The following is an 18,660-nucleotide window of genomic DNA, read 5'->3' as shown; positions in this document are numbered from 1 at the left end:
TTCATTTCTTGACGACGACAGGTGTGCCGATCGCCAGGTTCTTGGCCATCCAGGTGATGTCGTCGTTGCCGACCCGCACGCAGCCGTGGCTGGCCTTGCCGCCCAGCGCCGACGCCTTGTTCGTGCCGTGTACGGCGAGCTGTCCTGGGCCGCCGGCGAAGGTCTTCAGCGTCGGCGAGAAGCCGCTCAACCCGAAGGCGTAGGCGCCGTAGCCGCCGTTCGGGTCCGGCGGTTCGACCAGCTCGGTGAAGTAGAAGCGGCCGGCCGGGGTCGGGGTGCCGCCCTCGCCGGTGGCGACCTTGCCGGTGCGCAGCACCTTGCCGCCGTCGAAGACCGTGAACGTGAACGCCTTCGGATCGATCTCCACGCGGTGGGGTGTCGACGACAGCTTGACGTCGGACGCCTTGACCCAGCCGGTGCTGCCGTTGGGCCGGATCGGCAGCAGCACCTTGAGCCAGTCGCCGTCCTTGGCGTCGACGAGGAAGACCCGGGTCGCGCCCATCTCGTTGGGGCTGGACAGCGTCTTCCAAGCCGCACCGTCGCCCTTCCGCTTGTGGACGGCGATCCGGCGGCCGCGCACGGTCGCTATCTCGGCGCCGCCCTGCTGCTGCGGCTGGGCGGCGGCCGCCGGGTGGGCCGCCTCGGGCGGGCCGTTCCCCGAGCCGCCGTCGTCCGACGAGCCGCAGCCGGCCAGTCCGGCGATCAGGCCGGCGGCGAGCAGGGCGCCGGTGTGAATCTTGACTTGGCGCATGCCGCGAGATGCTGGCCGAGGAGTGTGAAGAACCTGTGAGCCCGATGTGATGATCCCGTGGTGCCGGTCACGGGTCGCCTACGCTCGGGGGTCATGTGCGCGAATGTCCTGGTCGCGGAGGACGACACCAAACAGGCGGAGCTGCTGCGCCGCTATCTCCAGCGCGAGGGGCACTCCGTGGTCGTCGTCCACGACGGGCGGGCCGCGATCGACGAGGCCCGCGCGTGCCGCCCCGACCTCGTCCTGCTCGACGTGATGATGCCGGGCGTCGACGGCCTCGACGTGTGCCGGGGGCTGCGCGCCGAGTCCGATGTGCCGGTGCTGATGCTGACCGCCCGGTCGACCGAGGACGACCTGCTGCTCGGCCTCGACCTCGGCGCCGACGACTACGTCACCAAGCCGTACAGCCCGCGCGAGCTGATGGCCCGGGTGCGCACGCTGCTGCGGCGGGCCGGGAACGGCGAGCGGGTGTACCGGGTCGGCGGCATCACGGTGGACCCCGAGCGGCACACGGTGCTCGCGGACGGGCGCGAGGTCGAGTGCACGCCCGCGGAGTTCCGCATCCTGGAGGCACTGGCCGCGCGGCCGGAGCGGGTCCTCACCCGGGCGCAGCTGCTGGAGCACCTGCACGGCTTCGACCGGTTCATCACCGAGCGCACGGTCGACGTGCACGTGAAGAACCTGCGCAAGAAGATCGAGCCGCAGCCGCGGCGCCCGGTCCGGCTGTGCACCGTGTACGGCGTCGGGTACAAGCTGGTCGGCGACCGTGCGCCCTAGCCTCTTCGACAGCCTGCTCGCGCGGCTGGTCGCCGGCTCGGTGCTGATCGCGGTGTGCTCGATCGTGGCGACCGCGTGGCTGGCGGCGCGCAGCACGTCCGGTGAGATCCGGCACCAGCAGGGCCGGACGCTCGCCCGCGACGCCCGCGTCAACGACGCGCTGCTCGGCTACGCGGCGAGCCACCCGCGGTGGGACGGCGTCGCGGAGACCGTGCGCGGGCTGGCCCGGGAGAGCGACCAGCGGGTCGCGCTGGCGACCGAGGGCGGCACCCGGATCGCGGACTCGGCGGCGGGCCGGCCGCCGCTGCCGGCGCGTCCATCGGCCGTCGTCGACCCGCTCGCCGTCGACGTCTCGCTGGTGCCCGGCGCGGCCACCGACCGGATCGACGCGCGCGCGGCCGGGCCGTTCCGGCTGCCGGAGTCCGAGCGGGTGCGGCTGCGCGGGGAGGTCGACGCGCAGGCGGCGTGCCTGCGCCGCGAGGGCCAGCGCGCCACGGTCGTCGTCGGGCCCGGCGGCCGCCCTTACCTCCGCCGCGAGGGCGGTCCGAGCAACCCGGCACCGGGCATGAGCCGCCCTCGCCCGCCCGTCGGCGCGCCGTCCGGACAACGCCCTTCCACACCGCGTTCGGTCGGTGCCGAAGCGGTGCGGCTCACCGGCGCCGGGACGCGGCCGGTCGCGGTCGCGGTCGCGACGACGCTGGAACCCGCCGCGCCTACGGACCCGGGCGGAAGGTCGCCGCGGACGGGGACCGCGCCCGGCGAGCCGACCGCCGTGCCCGGGGAGAGGCCGGCGGACCGGCCCGCCGCGACGCCGAACCCGGCCGCGACGCCGAGCCCCACGGTGTCGCCGGACCCCGAGGTGCGGCCCGCGTCGTGCTCGCCGGACGCGCCAGGGCCGACCAGCACCGAGAAGCGCGCGCTCAACCAGCTCGCCGCCCTGGTCCGGCAGTGCCGCGGAAGCAAGGTCGACGTGTGGCTGGACGAGACCGGCACGCCGGCCGCCCCGGCGTCGGCCGCCGAGTGCCTGGCCACCGCGCGCCGCACCCAGCTGAAGTCGTACGTCGCGCCGGCCGCGCTGCTCTACATCGGCTCGCCGGAGGACCGTAGGCCGGCCATCGACCCGTACGGCATCGCGGGGGTCACCGCGGTGATCCTCGTCCTGGCGGCCGGGGTCAGCGTGCTCGTCGCCACCCGCCTGGCGCGGCCGGTGCGGGCGGTGACCGCGGCGGCCCGCCGGATGCGGGCCGGCGACGGCTCGGCGCGGGTCGCGGTGCGCGCCAAGGGCGAGGTGGGCGAGCTGGGCGCCGCGTTCAACGAGATGTCCGAGCACCTGGACCGCATGGAGCGGCAGCGCAAGGCGATGGTCAGCGACGTGTCGCATGAGCTGCGCACGCCGCTGAGCAACATCCGCGGCTGGCTGGAGGCCGCCCAGGACGGCGTGGCCGACCTGGGCCCGGCGCTGACCGCTTCGCTGGTCGAGGAGGCCACGCTGCTGCAGCACATCGTCGACGACCTGCAGCAGCTCGCGCTCGCCGACGTGGGCAGGCTGCGGCTCCACCCCGAGCCGGTCGACGCGGCCGACCTGGTCGAGCAGATCGCGACCGTCTACCGTGCCGCGGCCGAGGCCGCCGAGCTGGTGCTGACCGTCGAGGTGACCGGCCGTCCCCGCCTGGACGCCGATCCGGTACGGCTGCGGCAGGCGGTCGGCAACCTGCTCGCCAACGCGGTCCGCTACACCCCGTCCGGCGGGCGGGTGAGCCTGCGTGCGTACGCCGACGGCGACGAGGTGCTGATCGAGGTGTCCGACACCGGGCCGGGCATCGAGCCCGAGCACCTGCCGCACGTCTTCGACCGGTTCTGGCGGGCCGAGAAGTCGCGCAGCCGGCAGAGCGGCGGCAGCGGACTGGGCCTCGCCATCGTGCGGCAGCTCGCCGAGGCGCACGGCGGATCCGCGGCGGTGCGCAGTGAGCCCGGCCGCGGCGCGACCTTCGTCCTGCGGCTGCCCCGTTCACCGGACCACGGCTAGGCATATCGCGGGCGTATCGAAAAACGCATACGCCCTCGCAACGGTCGCCCGTCTTCGATGGAGGCACGGACCGCAGCGGTCCGTGCCGGGGGCACGGTGCCCTGGCCTCGAAAGGTGATTCACAGAGGAGAAGGCCGTGGCCAGCGACAGAGAATGGGACCGGCGCTCACTGTTGCGGGGCGCGGCAGTGGCGGCCGGGGCCGCCGCGGCCACACCACTGCTCGGCAAGCCGGGCATGGCACACGCCGACGGGAGTGACGCGGACGCGTTGTTCAAGGCCGGGAAGTTCGAGCAGGCCGGCCGCGCGTACGAGGAGGTTCTGAAGAAAGACCCCACGAACCTGCGCGCCGCGCGCCGGCGCGGCTATGTCGGGCTCCTGGCCAACAAGTTCCCCGACGCGGAGAAGTACCTCACGATGGCCCTCGAACTGGCGCCCGACGACAAGGAGACCAACGGGCTGCTGGGCGACTGCTACATCCGGCAGGACAAACTCTCCCTCTCCGTACCGCGCTGGCGAGCGGCCGGCGAGAAGGGCTACGCCGAATGGTTCGCGGCGGTCCGCGGCGAGCCGTATCAGGTCCACGGTGACATCGGCCGTGTGCCATGGCAGCAGATGGACCCGGTGCCGCTGGTGGAGGCCTCGGTCAACGGCGGGCCGCCGAAGCGCTTCACGTTCTACACCGGCGCCCCGAATCTGCAACTGACCGCGTCGGTGGCCGAGGAAGCCGGGCTGAGCCCCGTGTACAAGGAGAAGACCGACTTCGAGGGCGTCACCATCTGGGTGTACTACGGGGTGCTGGACTCCTTCGATCTGGGCGGCATCGAACTGCGGAACGTCCCCGTGGGCTGGTCGTCGACGGAGTCGGGCGGAGACGTCGGCACCGACAGCGACGGCATGATCGGCACATGGGTCTTCTACCACCTGCTGACCACCTTCGACTACGCAGGCCGATCGCTGATCCTGCGCCGTCCGACGCCTGAGGCGTCCAGAAAGGTACAGGCGGGCGCCAAGCGCCTGCCGATGTGGCTGTCCCGCGACCACGATGTCAGCAGCATCGGGAGCATCGCCGGCTCCGGGCCGCGGGTGATGGGCGTGAACTTCGGCGGCAGCAGCGGCGCGACCGCCGCGGGCATGCCCGGGGAGGTGGCCGAGCGGCTGGACGTCCGCACCGACCGCGACCGCCCGTTCGAGACCTTCGCCCACAGCCATGCGACCACCACCTATCCCTGCTACCCGGAGGAGATCCGCCTCGGCGACGCCGTCGCCAAGGAGGTCTTCTGCGAGTCGGACCCGAACATGCCGGTCAACGTGCCCTGGCCCTACGGCCCGGGGTTCGACTCGATCGGCCACTTCGCCCACTGCTTCTTTAAGCCCTTCAACATCACCCTCGACTTCACCGCCATGAACCTCTACATCGCCCGTGGCAAGGCCAAGTGATCACCGCAGGCAGCGAGTCGGGACAGATGGACACGGCGGAGACCGACCAGCGCACCGCCGACCGCCGCGATACCGATGCCGCGACCTGGCGCACGCGCATCCGCCGGGTGATCCGCAGCGCCTCGCAGCCGGGCCCCTGGAAGCGCGGCCTGGTCCTGGCAGCGCTGGCGTTGCTGCTCGGCCTGTTCATGCTGCTCCACGCGCAGATCCCGAACCGGATCGGGCACCTCGGCAGCCTGGTGGAGACGTTCCTGCCATGGTTCGGCCTGGTGGTCCCTGTGCTGCTGGCCGGGGCACTGTGGCGCCGCTCTGCCTCCGCGGTGACCGCGCTGGTGCTCCCGGCCGTGGTGTGGCTGAACCTCTTCGGCGGGCTGCTCAGCGACAAATCCGGACCGGGCGGAGACCTCACCGTGGCCAGCCACAACGTCGGCGCCGACAACCCCGACCCGGTCGGCACCGCCCGCGCCCTGGCCGCTTCAGGGGCGGACGTACTGGCCCTGGAGGAGCTGTCCCAGCAGGCCAGGGGCACATACGAGAAGGAGCTGGCGAAGGCGTATCCGCACCACTCAGTTCAGGGCACGGTCGGGCTGTGGAGCAAGCTACCGCTGGCGGACGCCCGGCCGGTCGACACCGAGATGGACTACGGGCCGCTGGCGGAATCCAAGCCGGTCGACGTCGACGGCGCCCGGGCGTTGCGCGCCACGGTGGCAACGGACCAGGGGAAGTTGGTGGTCTATGTGGCCCACCTGGCGTCCGTACGGGTGAATCCCCGGGCGGGTTTTGGGACGGCCCAGCGGGACAGAGGCGTGCAGGCTCTCAGCAAGGCCATCGCCGCCGAGCGGAACGAGCGGGTGGTGCTGCTCGGCGACCTGAACGGCACCATGGACGACCGCGCGTTCGCCGGCATCACTCCGCAGATGCACTCGGCCCAGGACACGTCCGGCGACGGCTTCGGCTTCACCTGGCCGGCCTCGTTCCCGATGGTGCGGATCGACCAGATCCTGGTCAGAGGCGTAAAGCCAGTGAGCTCGCGGACGCTCCCGTCCACCGGCAGCGACCACCTACCGGTAGTGGCCAAGATCAGCTGGTGACATCCGTGTCGCACCGGCGTTCAGGCTCTCGGCTGAGGAGAAGCTCGGCGTTGCGCGTGGTGAGGGACTGCCAGTCCCGGTGTGCGTCGGCCAGCGCCGAGTCGAGTGTCGTCAGCAGGCGCAGGGCGAGGTCGCGCTGCGTCCAGGCGTAGTCGCTGCCGTAGAGCAGCCGCTCCGGCCTGGCGATGCCGGCGAGCGCGGCGATCTGCTGCTTCGACGGCATGCCGGCGAGGTCGTAGTAGAACCGGCCGAGGATGTCGGCGACCGTGGCACGGCCGGCCGCCTCACCACTGATCGTGCGGAACGCTTCGACGCGCTCGGTGAGCAGCGGCAGCACTCCGCCGAGGTGGGGCACGATCAGGCGGATGCGGGAGAACCTCGTCGCCGCGCCGCTGAGGATGAGGTCGATGACCGTACGGGCGGTCTCGAAGAGGAACTCGATCATCGGCCGCGGCCGTCCTGACGACAGTTCCTCATGGCCCGCGCAGCTGGTCGGGTGCAGCAGGACGACCGCCGCTCGCCGGTCGAGTTCGGCGAGTAGCGGTGTGAACCGCTCGTCGGCGAGCCGGATTCCCGCGTGGTTGGACAGCAGTGCCACGCCGTCGGCACCGAGTTCGTCGAAGCTGTAGGCGATCTCCGCCAGCGCGCCGTCCACATCGGGCAGCGGCAGGGTGGCGAACTGCCCGAACCTGTCCGGATGTCCTCGCACCTCCTCGGCACAGAACTCGTTGATCTCGCGGGTCAGGGAGCGGGCGGCCCGATCGTCTCCGAAGTGGGTGCCGGGCGAGGACAGCGACAGCATCGCTTTCGCGATACCGGCCTCGTCCATGAACGCCAGATGCTCGTCGGCGGTCCACCGCGGCCAGTAGTCCTCGGGCATGCCGTCGGGCTGCACATGGCCGCCTGCTTTGGCTGCCTCGATGTAGCGCGCGGTGGTGAAGTGGGCGTGAAAGTCGACCAGACCTTGCGTACTCATCGCTGTCTCCTCCCGGTCGGGCGTGCTGTGACGGAGGTGCACGTCTACGCTAGGCAGGCGAGCCATTCAACGGCATCAGACATGCCACTGAGTGAAACGGAGATGTGGTGCCGACAACGGACCCGCCCAAGGCGGGCGAGGCGGTGATCGACCGAGCCTTCGCCGTGCTGAGCGCCTTCGACGCCGACCACCGCGTCCTGCCCTTGACGCGCCTCGCCCAGCGCACCGGTCTGCCCCGCAGCACCGCCCTGCGCCTGGCCCGCAAACTGACCGAGGCCGGGGCGCTGGAGCGCCTAGACGACGGCCGCTACGTCATCGGACTGCGGCTGCTGGAGATCGCCTCGCTCGCCCCGCGCGGGCACGGGCTGCGAGCTGTGGCGATGCCCTACCTGGAGGACCTCTTCCACGTCACACGCCAGCACATCGTGCTGGCGGTACGCGACGGCGCCGAGGCCCTGCTCGTGGAGCGGCTGTCCGCACACGACGCCGGCCCTGCCCTTTATCGCGTCGGGGGCCGCATGCCCCTGGCCCGGACCGGTGTCGGTCTGGTCCTGCTTGCCCACGCCCCCGCCGATGTGCAGGAGCAGATCCTCGGGCGCTTCGAGCCGGGGCATGACGTGGACGGGATGCGCACCGCCGAGGATCTGCGCCGCGTCCTCGCCGAGGTCAGGCGGGGCGGCTATGCCATCGCCAGCCAGGCCGAGCCCCGTCCGCACACCACGGTGGCGGCACCGGTCCGCGACGCGGACGGCGTCGTAGCCGCCGTGTCCGTGGTGGCACCCAGCATGGATTTCGACGCAGCGGTCTACGTGCCGGCCGTCCGCGCCGCCGCACGTGCCATCTCACGAGAGATGAACGAAACCCACCAGCCCACCTGACATCCGCGCACCGGTGGCGGGGCAGCGTACGGGGCCGCCCTCCAAGAGCCAATAAACGAACACATCCAAGAGGTGAACAAAGGAATGCGCGGGCGACGAGGAAATTCCGTACCGGAGTCCGCGGGCAGATTGATGGGCAGGGAAGATTTTGGGATGGGTCTCCGAAGTTCATGAATTCCGACGTGTCCGGGTGGTGACAATATTCCAACCCGTCACGAAATCATTGAGCGATCCGGGTCGCGTAGAATGGAGGTGTGAATGAAGTCGCGGTCGATCTTGATGCGGCGTCCACCGTGGAATTGGTGAACGCCGCTTCCGTGATCGCGGCCGAACTCGCCCGCCGAAACGCCCCCGAATCGGCGGCCGTGTGCGTGGAACTCACCGAGACCCTCGCCGCCGCCGTCGACATGCACGAGGCCGCCCTCGCCGGACTCATCGGTGTGGTCGATAACGGCCGGGAGGTCCAGCGGTGGGGCTTTCCGTCCACACGGTCATGGCTGCGCAATCGCCTCGGCATGCGGGACGCTCGCGCCAAGGAACGCCTCGCCCTGGCCCGCCAGCGCAGCCGCCTCACCCAGGTCACCGAACGCTGGGTCGCGGGCAGCCTGTCCTACGGGTACGCCGCCACCATCGCTGGTGCGGTCGCCCGCTTGGACGACGACGACTGCCCTGTGGCCGAAGAGATCCTGCTCGGGATGGTCGATCAGAACTTCTCCGCCGGAAAAGTGGCCTCGTTCGGGCGGCGGATCCGTGATGTGATCGCCGAACGCGACGACACCGGGCCGGCCCCCGGAGACGCCAGGCGCGGTTATGAGCGCTCCTGGATCGACTCCACCCGCTCCCTCGACGGTGGCCGCTACATCAAAGGCTGGCTCAACACCGAAGACGCCGCCATCTGGGACGGCACCCTCGGCCCATTGGCCAAACCCGCCGGAACCGACGACCACCGCGACCTGTCCGAACGCACCGCAGCCGCACTGGCCTCCGTTCTGTCCGGCGGACACCGCGCTACCAAGATCACCGTCATCTGCGACCTGGACACCCTCACCGGCGGCACCATCCCCGCCCGGCTCCCCGACGGCACCCCGATCCCGGCTGAGCAGGCGCGCCGCATCGCTCTGTCGGCCGGTGTGTCAACGCTGCTGCTCGGTTCCGGTGGCCTCCCCCTCTACCTGGGGCGTACCGAGCGCTTCGCCAGTCCCGCGCAGCGCCGCGTCCTGGAAGCGCTCAACCCCACCTGCGCGGTCCAGGGCTGCGAAGTCCCCGGCACCCTCTGCGAAGTCGATCATGTGAACGGCTGGGCCCTCGGCTCACCGACCGACATCGACCAACTCACCCTCACGTGCGGCTGGCATAACAGGTTCAAGGCCACCAGCCCCCACCAGATCCACATCACCCGGACAGCGGACGGCCGCCACACCTACCGCCTTCGCTCCCGGGCGTCCCGGCTCCCCGGCGGCCGGCCCCCGGACCCCTGGTGGGTCGAACCCAAGACGATCACCACTCCGACAAGGCCCCCGCCGCATCGCCCACCCGGCCACGACCTCGTCAAGGTCGACCATCCGCCCAGCGGCCCCTGAAGCCGTCCCGCATGGCGGACCATCAAGGTCATTGATCTTGGACGTGGAACATGCGATCAGTGCGGATCAACATGATCGGGCCCGCCGATCGCGATGCAGTGCCACAGGATGCCGCTCTTACCAGCGAATACTGCGCCTTCAACGGGAGGTGAGCAGTGGAGTGCGCCTTGAGGAAGGTGTACGAGGTGGTCACTACCTGGGCGATCGACCGTGCCGTCAGGCAGGATCACCGCGACGCTCGACTCCTCAATCTTCAAAGGTTGGTACGTGACGGCTTAGCGGACTGCTCCCCCCGTCAAAGCCAAGGTGGTAGCCGCGCCCATGCCCGCGACGAGTAGCCCTCGTCCACTTGCCACTCACCGCCTCCTACCTCAGCGCTGTCAGTTGGGTGAGGAGGGTGGCGAAGCCCCTGCGGGTGAGGGTGAGGCGTCCGGCGGCGGGGGTCTTGCTGTCGCGGATGGCGATGTGGCCGTTGATGTCGGCGATTTCGACGCACTCGCCTTCGTTGCCGCCGCTGTACGTGCTCTTCCGCCAATGGGCTCGGGACGGTTCGGGGGTGTTCATGATTGGGACGCTATCTCGTCGATGAGTCCCATCGAGGCCGTTCTGCTCAGTGTCGCTGAGAGCAGCAGGTCAAAGATCTCCTCGTGAGATGCGACTTCGTCCTCGTCCTCCACAAAGGTGCTCTTGTTGTAGTGGTCGCCCACGGTCACGGTGAGCCGCCCAGGCGGGCGCAGGGAGATGAGATGACACGGGGTGATGAGCCAGAGGTACTCGCTGGCCGTGCGGGGAAGAATACGCAGGTCCACGTGTTCGTGCCGGGCGACTTCCGCCAGCCGCTGTATCTGTGCGCGCAGGATCTCGGGATCGCCGCCGACCTGGTTGCCGAGGACTGCCTCAGCGATGATCGGTGTGTATCGGGGCGGATCGCTGCGGCTCAGCACCTGCTGGCGAGACATTCGGAATTCAACCAGCGTTCTGGCGTTGCGCGAGTTCCTAGCGGGGCTGACGGACATGAGCTTCCACGTGTAAGCGGGGATCTGGAGGAGTCCCGGGATGATGTTGGGCTGGAAGGTGCGGATCTCAGCGGCGTCCTCTTCCAGGCTGGCAAGGTCGAGGGCGGCGGCGGAGATCCGGTATTCGTACGCCCGCTTCCATGTCCCGGGTTTGTGGGTGGCTAGGTGGAGGAGGGAGTCGCGGAGGGGGCCGTCTTCGATGGCGTAGAAGTCTAGGAGGTCGGCTAGTTCGTCGGGGGCTATGACCTGGAGGCCGTTCTCGACCATGCTCATCCAGCCCTGGGAGCGGCCGAAGCGGCGGGCGACGGTGGCGACGGTCAGGCTGTGGTGGTCGCGGGCTTTGCGGAGCGCCGAGCCGATCCGGCGCTGGCGAACGGTGGGGGCGTTCCCGGAAGGCATTCCTCAAGCGTGTCACCGAGGGTGGTCGGCCGTACACGCATTGAACGTTCAATCTGGAAACGTTCAGGGTGGGGGACACAAGCGCATCGGGCGGCGAATGTGGCGGGCGACTCCGAATCGAAAGGAGGCGCCGCATGGGAGCGCCCGGAACGAGAAGGACCCCTCCGGCCGTCCGGCACGGTGTGTCGTGGACGGCGCTGTGATGAGCGGCGGGCTCGTCGTGGTCGGCGCGCTCACGCTTCCGGGCGTCCGCAGGTCCGTCGCCTATGCGCGGCGGTTCCTGCGGGACATGGTGCCCGAGGCGCACCCCCGGCTGGACGACCTCGTGACGGTCGGGAGCGAGACCGTCACCAACGCCATCGCCCACACGGACTCGGGGGATGGCGGGCGGGTGACGGTCAGCCTGCTGGCTGGAGGGGACGTCTACCGCCTGGAGGTCGCCGACGACGGTGCGGGCGGCAGGCGTCTGGTACCCAAGGCGGAGACCTGTGCCGAGAGCGGGCGCGGGTTGCGGATCGTGGAGGCCCTATCGGACGACTGGGGGTTCCGGGCGGATGGGGCCCGCACTGTCGTGTGGGCGGAGTTCGGAGTGAAGTCGTCCGGAAACACCGACAGGGGGCTGTCGGAGTGCTCCAGGACTCTAGTGCCAGCAGCGTTCGAAGGAGGAAATCCATGAGTGTTCCCGCGTTCAATACCGTCGCGTGGTTCCAGGTCGGCACCGACGCGCCGGAGGCGGCCCGCCGGTTCTACGGCGACATGTTCGGCTGGCAGTTCACGTCCGACCCGAACAGCGAGGGCTACGACCTGGTCAGCTACCCGGGCGCCGACGTGCCGAGCGGCGGCATCGCGCAGGTCCCGGACGCGTCCGGGAACCACGCGATCTTCTACGTCCTCGTGCAGGACGTGGACGCCGCCTGCGCCGAGGCCGAGAAGCACGGCGGCAAGGCCGCGGGGCCCGCCGTCACGACGGGCAACGGCCTGAAGTTCGCCCACCTGAAGGACCCGTCCGGCAACGAGTTCGCGGTCTTCACGCCGGCCCCCTGACCCGTGCGCGAAAGGGCCCCGAGGCGAACCTCGGGGCCCTTCGTCCGTGATCGCGGCCTACACCTCCGCGATCACCGGGTCAGCTCTCGCCGCCGGTGTTGCTCTCGGCGCTGCCGACGCCGCCGGCGAAGACGTCGCTGACCTGCGCGTCCAGCCGGTAGCGGGAGATCGCCTGGGAAAGGGTCTCCGGCTTCACCTCGCCGTGCCGGGCGAGCCGGGTGAGCACCGCGAGGACGACCGACGCGGCGTCCACGTTGAAGAACCGGCGGGCGGCGGCGCGGGTGTCGGAGAAGCCGAACCCGTCGGTGCCGAGCGAGACGAAGTCGCCGTGGACCCACGGGCCGATCTGGTCGGGTACGGCGCGCATGAAGTCCGATACCGCGACGATCGGCCCGGCGACGTTGTCGAGCGTCCGGGACACGTAGGGGACGCGCTGCTCGGCGTCCGGGTTCAGCAGGTTCCAGTCGTCGCACGCGCGGGCCTCGCGGGCCAGCTCGTTCCACGACGTGGCCGACCACACGTCCGCGGCGACGCCCCAGTCCTCGGCGAGGAGCCGCTGCGCCTCCAGCGCCCACCGGCCGCCGACGCCGGACGCGAGGATCTGCGCCCGGGGCGCCTCCCCGTTCCCGGACGAGACCTCCGGCGCCGTCCGGTACCGGTACAGGCCCTTGAGGAGGCCGTCGACGTCGACGCTCTCGGGCTCGGCCGGCTGCTGGTACGGCTCGTTGTAGATGGTGAGGTAGTAGAAGACGTCCTCGCCGTCCGGGTGCTCGCCGGACGTCCCGTACATGCGGCGCAGCGCGTCCTTGACGATGTGCGCCAGCTCGAACGCCCACGTCGGGTCGTAGTGGACGCAGGCCGGGTTCGTCGCGGCGAGCAGCGGGGAGTGGCCGTCGGCGTGCTGCAGGCCCTCACCGGTGAGGGTGGTGCGGCCGGCGGTGGCGCCGAGCAGGAACCCGCGGCCCATCTGGTCGCCGAGCGCCCACATCTGGTCGCCGGTCCGCTGGAACCCGAACATCGAGTAGAAGATGTACACCGGGATCATGTGCTCGCCGTGCGTGGCGTACGCGGTGCCCGCGGCCATCGTGGAGGCCATCGAGCCGGCCTCGCTGATGCCCTCGTGCAGCATCTGGCCGCTCTCGGACTCCTTGTAGGACAGCAGCAGCTTGCGGTCGACCGCGTCGTAGGTCTGCCCGTGCGGCGAGTAGATCTTGGACGTGGGGAACAGCGAGTCCATGCCGAACGTGCGGTACTCGTCCGGGGCGATCGGCACGAACCGGGCGCCGATGTTCTCGTCCTTGATCAGGTCCTTGAGCAGCCGGACGAACGCCATGGTCGTGGCGACGTTCTGCTTGCCGGAGCCCTTCTTCAGCTCGCTGTAGACGGGGTCGCCGGGCAGCTTGAGCGGTTTGGCCCGCACGACCCGCTTCGGCAGGAACCCGCCGAGGGCGGCGCGGCGCTCGCGCATGTACTGGATCTCGTCGGAGTCCTCGCCCGGGTGGTAGTAGGGCGGCAGCGGCTGCTCCAGCGCCGAGTCGGGGATGTCCAGGTAGAGCCGGTCCCGGAACTCCTTCAGCTCGGCCTTGGTGAGCTTCTTCATCTGGTGGGTGGCGTTGCGGGCCTCGAAGTCGGAGCCGAGCGTCCAGCCCTTGATGGTGTGCGCGAGGATCACGGTCGGCTGCCCGACGTGCTCGCGGGCCGACTTGAACGCCGCGTACACCTTGCGGTAGTCGTGCCCGCCGCGCGACAGCTTGCGCAGGTCGTCGTCCGGCAGATGCTGGACGATCTTGCGGAGCCGCGGGTCCTCGCCGAAGAACTTCTCCCGGATGTAGTCGCCGGCCTCGACGGAGAACGTCTGGAACTGGCCGTCGGGGGTGGTGTTCATCTTGTTGACCAGCACGCCGTCGACGTCCTGGGCGAGCAGCGGGTCCCAGTCGCGGCCCCAGATGACCTTGATGACGTTCCAGCCGGCGCCGCGGAAGTACGACTCCAGCTCCTGGATGATCTTGCCGTTGCCGCGCACCGGGCCGTCCAGCTGCTGGAGGTTGCAGTTGACGACGAAGGTGAGGTTGTCGAGCTCCTCGCGGGCGGCGAGGCCGATCGCGCCGAGCGACTCGGGCTCGCCCATCTCGCCGTCGCCGAGGAACGCCCACACGTGCGACCGGGACGTGTCCTTGATCTTGCGGCTGTAGAGGTAGCGGTTGAACCGGGCCTGGTACACCGAGTCGATCGCGGTCAGGCCCATGGACACCGTGGGGAACTCCCAGAAGTCCGGCATGAGCCGCGGGTGCGGGTAGGACGACAGGCCGCCGCCCGGGTGCGAGTGCTCCTGGCGGAACCCGTCGAGCTTGTCCTCCGGCAGCCGCCCTTCGAGGTAGGCGCGGGCGTAGATGCCGGGTGAGGCGTGGCCCTGGATGAAGACCTGGTCGCCGGACTCGCCGTGGTCCTTGCCGCGGAAGAAGTGGTTGAAGCCGACCTCGTACAGCGAGGCGGCGGACGCGTAGGTGGCGATGTGGCCGCCGACGCCGATCTCCGGGCGGTTCGCCCGCGACACCATGATCGCCGCGTTCCACCGGATGTAGGCGCGGATGCGCCGCTCCACATGCTCGTCGCCGGGGAACCAGGGCTCGGACTCCGGCGGGATCGTGTTGATGAAGTCGGTGCTGCGCAGGCCGGGCACCCCGACCTGCAGCTCCCGCGCCCTCTCCAGGAGCCGGAGCATCACGTAGCGCGCCCTGCCTCGGCCTTCGGTCTTGATGACCGTGTCCAGCGATTCCAGCCACTCCCGGGTCTCGTCCGGGTTGATGTCGGGCAGCTGGCTCGGCAGGCCGTCGCTGATGATCGAAAAGCGTTGACGTCCGGAAGCCACGGGGTCCCCTCTGTCCTTACCGTCCTTGCAGGTGAGACCAGCTCGCCGCGGTGCGGGAGGCGGCCGGTCCCCGGCAGACTGTTCGTCGCCTCAGTTCGTGATCCATCGTCGCCGTTTATGACGGCTAACGCATCTCTACCAACCAGTAACCATTGTCCCCGGTCAACGGGGGTACCGACCCCCGAGAGGCCCGTTTTTTCACGGACCGGGGGAGATTCCCCTCGACGGGGCCCGGGGAACGTATGAGGGTGGAAGCGACACCCACAGTGCCCGGCATGATCCGCCCGGGCGGCGGACGAACGAGCTTGGGGGAGAGATGCAAGCTGACATCGGAGATCGCCTGCACGTGCACGGCAACGTCGTGGGCCAGCCCGACCGGATGGGCCGCATCATCGAGGTGCGCGGCGAGGCCGGCGGCCCGCCGTACGTCGTCCGCTTCGACGACGGCCACGAGGGGATGGTCTACCCCGGGCCGGACTGCGTCATCGAGCCCCGCGAGGGGGTTTCGCACTGACGGGCGCGCTGACCAGCGTGATCGGCGTGCTGACCGGCGCCCGGCCGGGACCATCCGTGCCGGCACGGATGCGTCCAGTGCCGGGGATGGGGTAGACACGGGACCATGGAGAGCACCGTGGTCCGGGTGGCCACCGGTACGAGCGAGGCCGTGCACGACATCACGGCCGAATGCGAGCGGTTCGCCGCGTCGGCGGGCGGTGACGGGCTGCTGCACGTGTTCGTCCCGCACGCGACCGCCGGCGTGGCGATCCTCGAACTCGGGTCCGGCAGCGACGACGACCTGCTGGCGGCGCTGGGGGACCTGCTGCCGGCGGACGACCGCTGGCGGCACGCGCACGGGTCGCGGGGGCACGGGCGGTCGCACGTGATGCCCGCCCTCGTCCCGCCGTTCGCGACCCTGCCGGTCGTGGGCGGGCGGCTCGCGCTCGGCACCTGGCAGTCGGTGGCCCTCGTCGATCTCAACATCGACAACCCGGACCGTCAGGTTCGGCTGTCTTTTCTCAAGGGATGACCGTGGGTCGTCACGCTGTGTGGACGCCCTGTGACGGTGATCTCCGTATTCGGGCCAATGAGCCCACCAAAAGCCGGGCAGACACTTGCGCAAGGGGCCCTCACTTGTGTGGACTGTCCCGCAAACACCGCGCAGGTGCGGGCGGGCCACCCGTCTCGGGGGGTCGAGAGGACATCAGCACGGCACCGTGCGGACTGACGACAATGGGAGGACTTTCGTGAGCGCGACCGCGGGTCAGGCGCAGTCTGAGCGCAGCCTGGCCGAACGGCTCGGCCTCAAGGCGGGCCAGGTGGTGCAGGAGATCGGCTACGACGACGATGTCGACGAGGAGCTCCGGGACTCCGTCGAGGCCGTTACGGGGAGCGAGCTGGTCGACGAGGACTACGAGGACGTGGTCGACATCGTGCTGCTGTGGTGGCGCGAGGAGGACGGCGACCTGTTCGAGGGCCTGACCGACGCGATGATCCCGCTCACCGGCGGCGGCAACATCTGGCTGCTGACGCCGAAGGCGGGTCGCGACGGGCATGTGGAGCCGAGCGACATCGGCGAGGCCGCGCAGACGGCCGGCCTGTCGCAGACCAGCAGCGTCAGCGCCGCCAAGGAGTGGTCCGGCACGCGGCTGGTCGCGCCCAAGGGCCACAAGTAGAGCCGGGCTGGAGAGACTTTGGCCGTCAATGCAGGCGAGGCCGCACCGGACTTCGAGCTGAAGGACCAGCACGGCACCCCGGTGAGGCTGTCGGGCTTCCGCGGCGACAAGAACGTCGTCCTGGTGTTCTATCCGCTGGCGTTCAGCGGTGTGTGCACCGGCGAGCTGTGCGCGATCCGGGACGAGCTGCCGAGTCTCGGCGACCCGGACGACGTGCAGGTGCTCGCGGTCTCGGTCGACTCGATGTTCGCGCTGCGGGCCTGGTCCGACCAGGAGGGATATGGGTTCCCGCTGCTCGCGGACTTCTGGCCGCACGGCGGGACGGCACAGCGCTACGGCGTGTTCGACGACGCCAAGGGGCTGGCTCTGCGCGGCACCTTCGTCATCGACACCGAGGGCGTGGTCCGCTGGAAGGTCGTGAACGCCATCCCGGACGCACGTGACATCGGCGAGTACCGGAAGGCGCTCGCCGACCTCTGAGCGAAACGGACCGGTTCCGGCACCGTCCATGACCATCCGGAACGGATGGCCGGAACCGGCCCTCGCACCCTTGGAGGTGTGATGCCCTGCTTCCGCTGCGGGGCGCGGCAGACCGACCCGGTGCGCGGCGCGAGCCCGTGGAAGCGCGGGGTCCGGGCCGACCGCCAGGTGCTGATCTGCCCCGGCTGCCAGACCGCCCACGACTGGGCGGACGAGCTGGACCGCTGCTCGGCGTGCGGCTCGGCCGCCCTGGTGTGCCGGCTCGGCGAGGTGGAGTGCCGCGAGTGCGGCCACACCCGCGACGCCGTCCGGGACGATCCGGGCGCCGCCGGCCTCGTGCATTCGGGCGGGCGGCCGTCTCCCGACGGAGGTCTGTCCGCGGAGGTCGAGGCGGCGCTGTCGCGCGTCCTGAGACGGGGACCGGCCACCTGACGAGCGGGGCCCGGCCTTCTGACGGGCCCGTGGCCACGTCCGGTCGGCAACCGTCACCGAACGTGACCCCATGCCGGACATTCCCGGCTTGACGTGGTCAATTGCACCCTGCAACGCTGCGCGGATGCCGATCGTGCTGATGCACCTGGTCAACCGGATCACGAGACGGTCCTGGCGTGCCCCGGCGCTCGTCCTCCTCGCCGCCTTCCTGCTGGGCTGGCTGCTGATCGCGGTGTTCGAGGAGCCCGGGGCCGAGATCAGGAGGCCGTACGACTACGTCTGGTACTTCCTGGTCAGCGGCACGACGACCGGGTACGGCGACCTGTCGCCGGAGACGGTCGGCGGGCGCATCGGCGGCGTGATCATCATCGTGGCGGGCCTCACCGCGGGGCTCATGATGTTCGCCGAGCTGACGCTCTGGATGGGGAGGGGACGGGCGATGCAGGCCAACGGCCGGGCGCACCTGCATGTGCGGCGCCACATCGTGATGGTCGGGTACGACCGGGAGGGCCTGCGGGCCATCATCGACCAGCTGCGCGCCGACCGGGAGTTCACCAAGACCCCGGTCGTGACGATCTTCTGGCCGGGCGAGCTGGCGGGGGAGAACCCCGATCCCGACCTGTACGACGTGGTCGCGTTCGACGAGTCCGCCTACGCGCGGGCCTGCCTGGAACACGCGCGCACCATCGTGGTGGTCGGCCGCACCGACGACGAGACCGTCCGGGTGATGCTGGCGGTGGAGGCCTACCTGCGGCGCGCGGGCGACCCGCCCGTCCATCTGCTGGCCGGGCTGCACGACGGCGGGCGCCGCGCGGAGATCACCGAGGCGCTCCGGCTCGTCGGCGAGAACATCGAGCCGGTCGACATCGACGATCCCGCCGTGACCGCCGCCGCGATCCGCAACCCGGGCATCGCGGCGATCTACCACAACCTCGCCAGCACGCTCGACAGCGACGGGACGCTCTACCGGGTGGACGTGCCCAAGGACGTGGGCGAGCGGCCCCGCATCGACGTCGCCGTCTTCCTGCTCCGCCGCGGCAGCACCCTGCTGGCCGTCGGCGAGTCGGACCACCCGACCGCGCGCTTCCGGCTCGTGGCCGAGCCGGACGAGAAGATCCGCGGCGGCCAGTCGCTCGCCGTGGTGGCGTCCAGCCGTCCGCAGATCCCTTGGCAGGAGCTGTGAAGTGCCGGGAGAGCGCCCCTCGCGCCCGCTGAGGGCGCTCTCCCGGC

At 70.4% G+C, this 18,660-nt stretch carries 19 protein-coding genes; 14 read left to right on the top strand and 5 right to left on the bottom strand.

Annotated elements, in window-relative coordinates; all coding sequences use genetic code 11:
* Window position 1 precedes the first annotated feature (1 nt).
* Complete coding sequence (locus E1293_RS03470) at window positions 2-751, bottom strand: L,D-transpeptidase (protein ID WP_132193700.1); 750 nt, start codon at window positions 749-751, stop codon at window positions 2-4.
* A gap of 93 nt (window positions 752-844) precedes the next feature.
* On the opposite strand from E1293_RS03470, the gene E1293_RS03465 reads away from it, so the two are divergent.
* The 4 genes from E1293_RS03465 to E1293_RS03450 all read left to right on the top strand — a co-directional run bounded on the left by E1293_RS03465 (window position 845) and on the right by E1293_RS03450 (window position 6,083).
* Window positions 845-1,528 (top strand): response regulator transcription factor, encoded by a 684-nt coding sequence (locus E1293_RS03465; protein WP_132193698.1) that lies wholly within the window; start codon window positions 845-847, stop codon window positions 1,526-1,528.
* A complete protein-coding gene (locus E1293_RS03460) occupies window positions 1,518-3,554 on the top strand; it encodes a sensor histidine kinase (RefSeq protein WP_132193696.1) in 2,037 nt (678 codons plus the stop codon). Before E1293_RS03465 ends, E1293_RS03460 begins: the two co-directional genes overlap by 11 nt.
* A gap of 136 nt (window positions 3,555-3,690) precedes the next feature.
* A complete protein-coding gene (locus E1293_RS03455; protein ID WP_132193694.1) occupies window positions 3,691-4,992 on the top strand; it encodes a tetratricopeptide repeat protein in 1,302 nt (433 codons plus the stop codon).
* A gap of 26 nt (window positions 4,993-5,018) precedes the next feature.
* Entirely contained in the window at window positions 5,019-6,083 is a 1,065-nt protein-coding gene (locus E1293_RS03450) for an endonuclease/exonuclease/phosphatase family protein (protein WP_132193692.1), read from the top strand.
* On the opposite strand, the gene E1293_RS03445 is transcribed toward E1293_RS03450, so the two are convergent.
* Window positions 6,073-7,059, bottom strand: a complete 987-nt coding sequence (locus tag E1293_RS03445) for an amidohydrolase family protein (protein ID WP_132193690.1) — start codon at window positions 7,057-7,059, stop codon at window positions 6,073-6,075. The genes E1293_RS03450 and E1293_RS03445 overlap by 11 nt on opposite strands.
* A gap of 107 nt (window positions 7,060-7,166) precedes the next feature.
* On the opposite strand from E1293_RS03445, the gene E1293_RS03440 reads away from it, so the two are divergent.
* Together E1293_RS03440 and E1293_RS03435 are read left to right on the top strand one after the other, a co-directional pair.
* Entirely contained in the window at window positions 7,167-7,937 is a 771-nt protein-coding gene (locus E1293_RS03440) for an IclR family transcriptional regulator (RefSeq protein WP_243715982.1), read from the top strand.
* A gap of 254 nt (window positions 7,938-8,191) precedes the next feature.
* Window positions 8,192-9,517, top strand: a complete 1,326-nt coding sequence (locus E1293_RS03435) for an HNH endonuclease signature motif containing protein (RefSeq protein ID WP_132193688.1) — start codon at window positions 8,192-8,194, stop codon at window positions 9,515-9,517.
* Between the two features lie 366 nt (window positions 9,518-9,883).
* Here E1293_RS03435 and E1293_RS03430 read toward each other — a convergent pair whose 3' ends face one another.
* Entirely contained in the window at window positions 9,884-10,081 is a 198-nt protein-coding gene (locus E1293_RS03430) for a DUF397 domain-containing protein (protein WP_132193686.1), read from the bottom strand.
* The gene (locus E1293_RS03425) at window positions 10,078-10,932 is read right to left on the bottom strand and encodes a helix-turn-helix domain-containing protein (RefSeq protein ID WP_132193684.1); all 855 of its coding nucleotides are present in this window, start codon (window positions 10,930-10,932) and stop codon (window positions 10,078-10,080) included. Before E1293_RS03425 ends, E1293_RS03430 begins: the two co-directional genes overlap by 4 nt.
* A 187-nt stretch (window positions 10,933-11,119) precedes the next feature.
* Between E1293_RS03425 and E1293_RS47255 the strand changes: the two genes are divergently transcribed.
* Complete coding sequence (locus E1293_RS47255; RefSeq protein WP_165978062.1) at window positions 11,120-11,608, top strand: ATP-binding protein; 489 nt, start codon at window positions 11,120-11,122, stop codon at window positions 11,606-11,608.
* A complete protein-coding gene (locus tag E1293_RS03415) occupies window positions 11,605-11,976 on the top strand; it encodes a VOC family protein (RefSeq protein ID WP_132193681.1) in 372 nt (123 codons plus the stop codon). Before E1293_RS47255 ends, E1293_RS03415 begins: the two co-directional genes overlap by 4 nt.
* Before the next feature lie 79 nt (window positions 11,977-12,055).
* On the opposite strand, the gene aceE is transcribed toward E1293_RS03415, so the two are convergent.
* Window positions 12,056-14,845 carry a pyruvate dehydrogenase (acetyl-transferring), homodimeric type gene (gene aceE, locus E1293_RS03410; RefSeq protein ID WP_132193679.1) on the bottom strand — a complete coding sequence of 930 codons (2,790 nt, stop codon included), beginning with the start codon at window positions 14,843-14,845 and terminating at the stop codon, window positions 12,056-12,058.
* Between the two features lie 316 nt (window positions 14,846-15,161).
* Between aceE and E1293_RS03405 the strand changes: the two genes are divergently transcribed.
* The 6 genes from E1293_RS03405 to E1293_RS03380 all read left to right on the top strand — a co-directional run bounded on the left by E1293_RS03405 (window position 15,162) and on the right by E1293_RS03380 (window position 18,613).
* Complete coding sequence (locus E1293_RS03405) at window positions 15,162-15,359, top strand: DUF1918 domain-containing protein (protein WP_132193677.1); 198 nt, start codon at window positions 15,162-15,164, stop codon at window positions 15,357-15,359.
* 105 nt (window positions 15,360-15,464) lie between these two features.
* Complete coding sequence (locus tag E1293_RS03400; RefSeq protein WP_132193675.1) at window positions 15,465-15,872, top strand: secondary thiamine-phosphate synthase enzyme YjbQ; 408 nt, start codon at window positions 15,465-15,467, stop codon at window positions 15,870-15,872.
* A gap of 217 nt (window positions 15,873-16,089) precedes the next feature.
* Complete coding sequence (locus E1293_RS03395) at window positions 16,090-16,518, top strand: DUF3052 domain-containing protein (protein ID WP_132193673.1); 429 nt, start codon at window positions 16,090-16,092, stop codon at window positions 16,516-16,518.
* A gap of 18 nt (window positions 16,519-16,536) precedes the next feature.
* The gene (locus E1293_RS03390; RefSeq protein ID WP_132193671.1) at window positions 16,537-16,998 is read left to right on the top strand and encodes a peroxiredoxin; all 462 of its coding nucleotides are present in this window, start codon (window positions 16,537-16,539) and stop codon (window positions 16,996-16,998) included.
* An 81-nt stretch (window positions 16,999-17,079) separates the two neighbouring features.
* Complete coding sequence (locus tag E1293_RS03385) at window positions 17,080-17,430, top strand: hypothetical protein (RefSeq protein WP_132193669.1); 351 nt, start codon at window positions 17,080-17,082, stop codon at window positions 17,428-17,430.
* Window positions 17,431-17,554: 124 nt separating this feature from the next.
* Window positions 17,555-18,613 (top strand): two pore domain potassium channel family protein, encoded by a 1,059-nt coding sequence (locus E1293_RS03380; protein ID WP_165978061.1) that lies wholly within the window; start codon window positions 17,555-17,557, stop codon window positions 18,611-18,613.
* The last annotated feature ends 47 nt before the right edge of the window (window positions 18,614-18,660 follow it).

The organism is Actinomadura darangshiensis (genome assembly GCF_004349235.1).
GTDB lineage: Bacteria > Actinomycetota > Actinomycetes > Streptosporangiales > Streptosporangiaceae > Spirillospora > Spirillospora darangshiensis.
The sequence above is the reverse complement of the archived record's forward strand: the minus strand, read 5'-3'. Positions and strand labels throughout refer to the sequence as shown.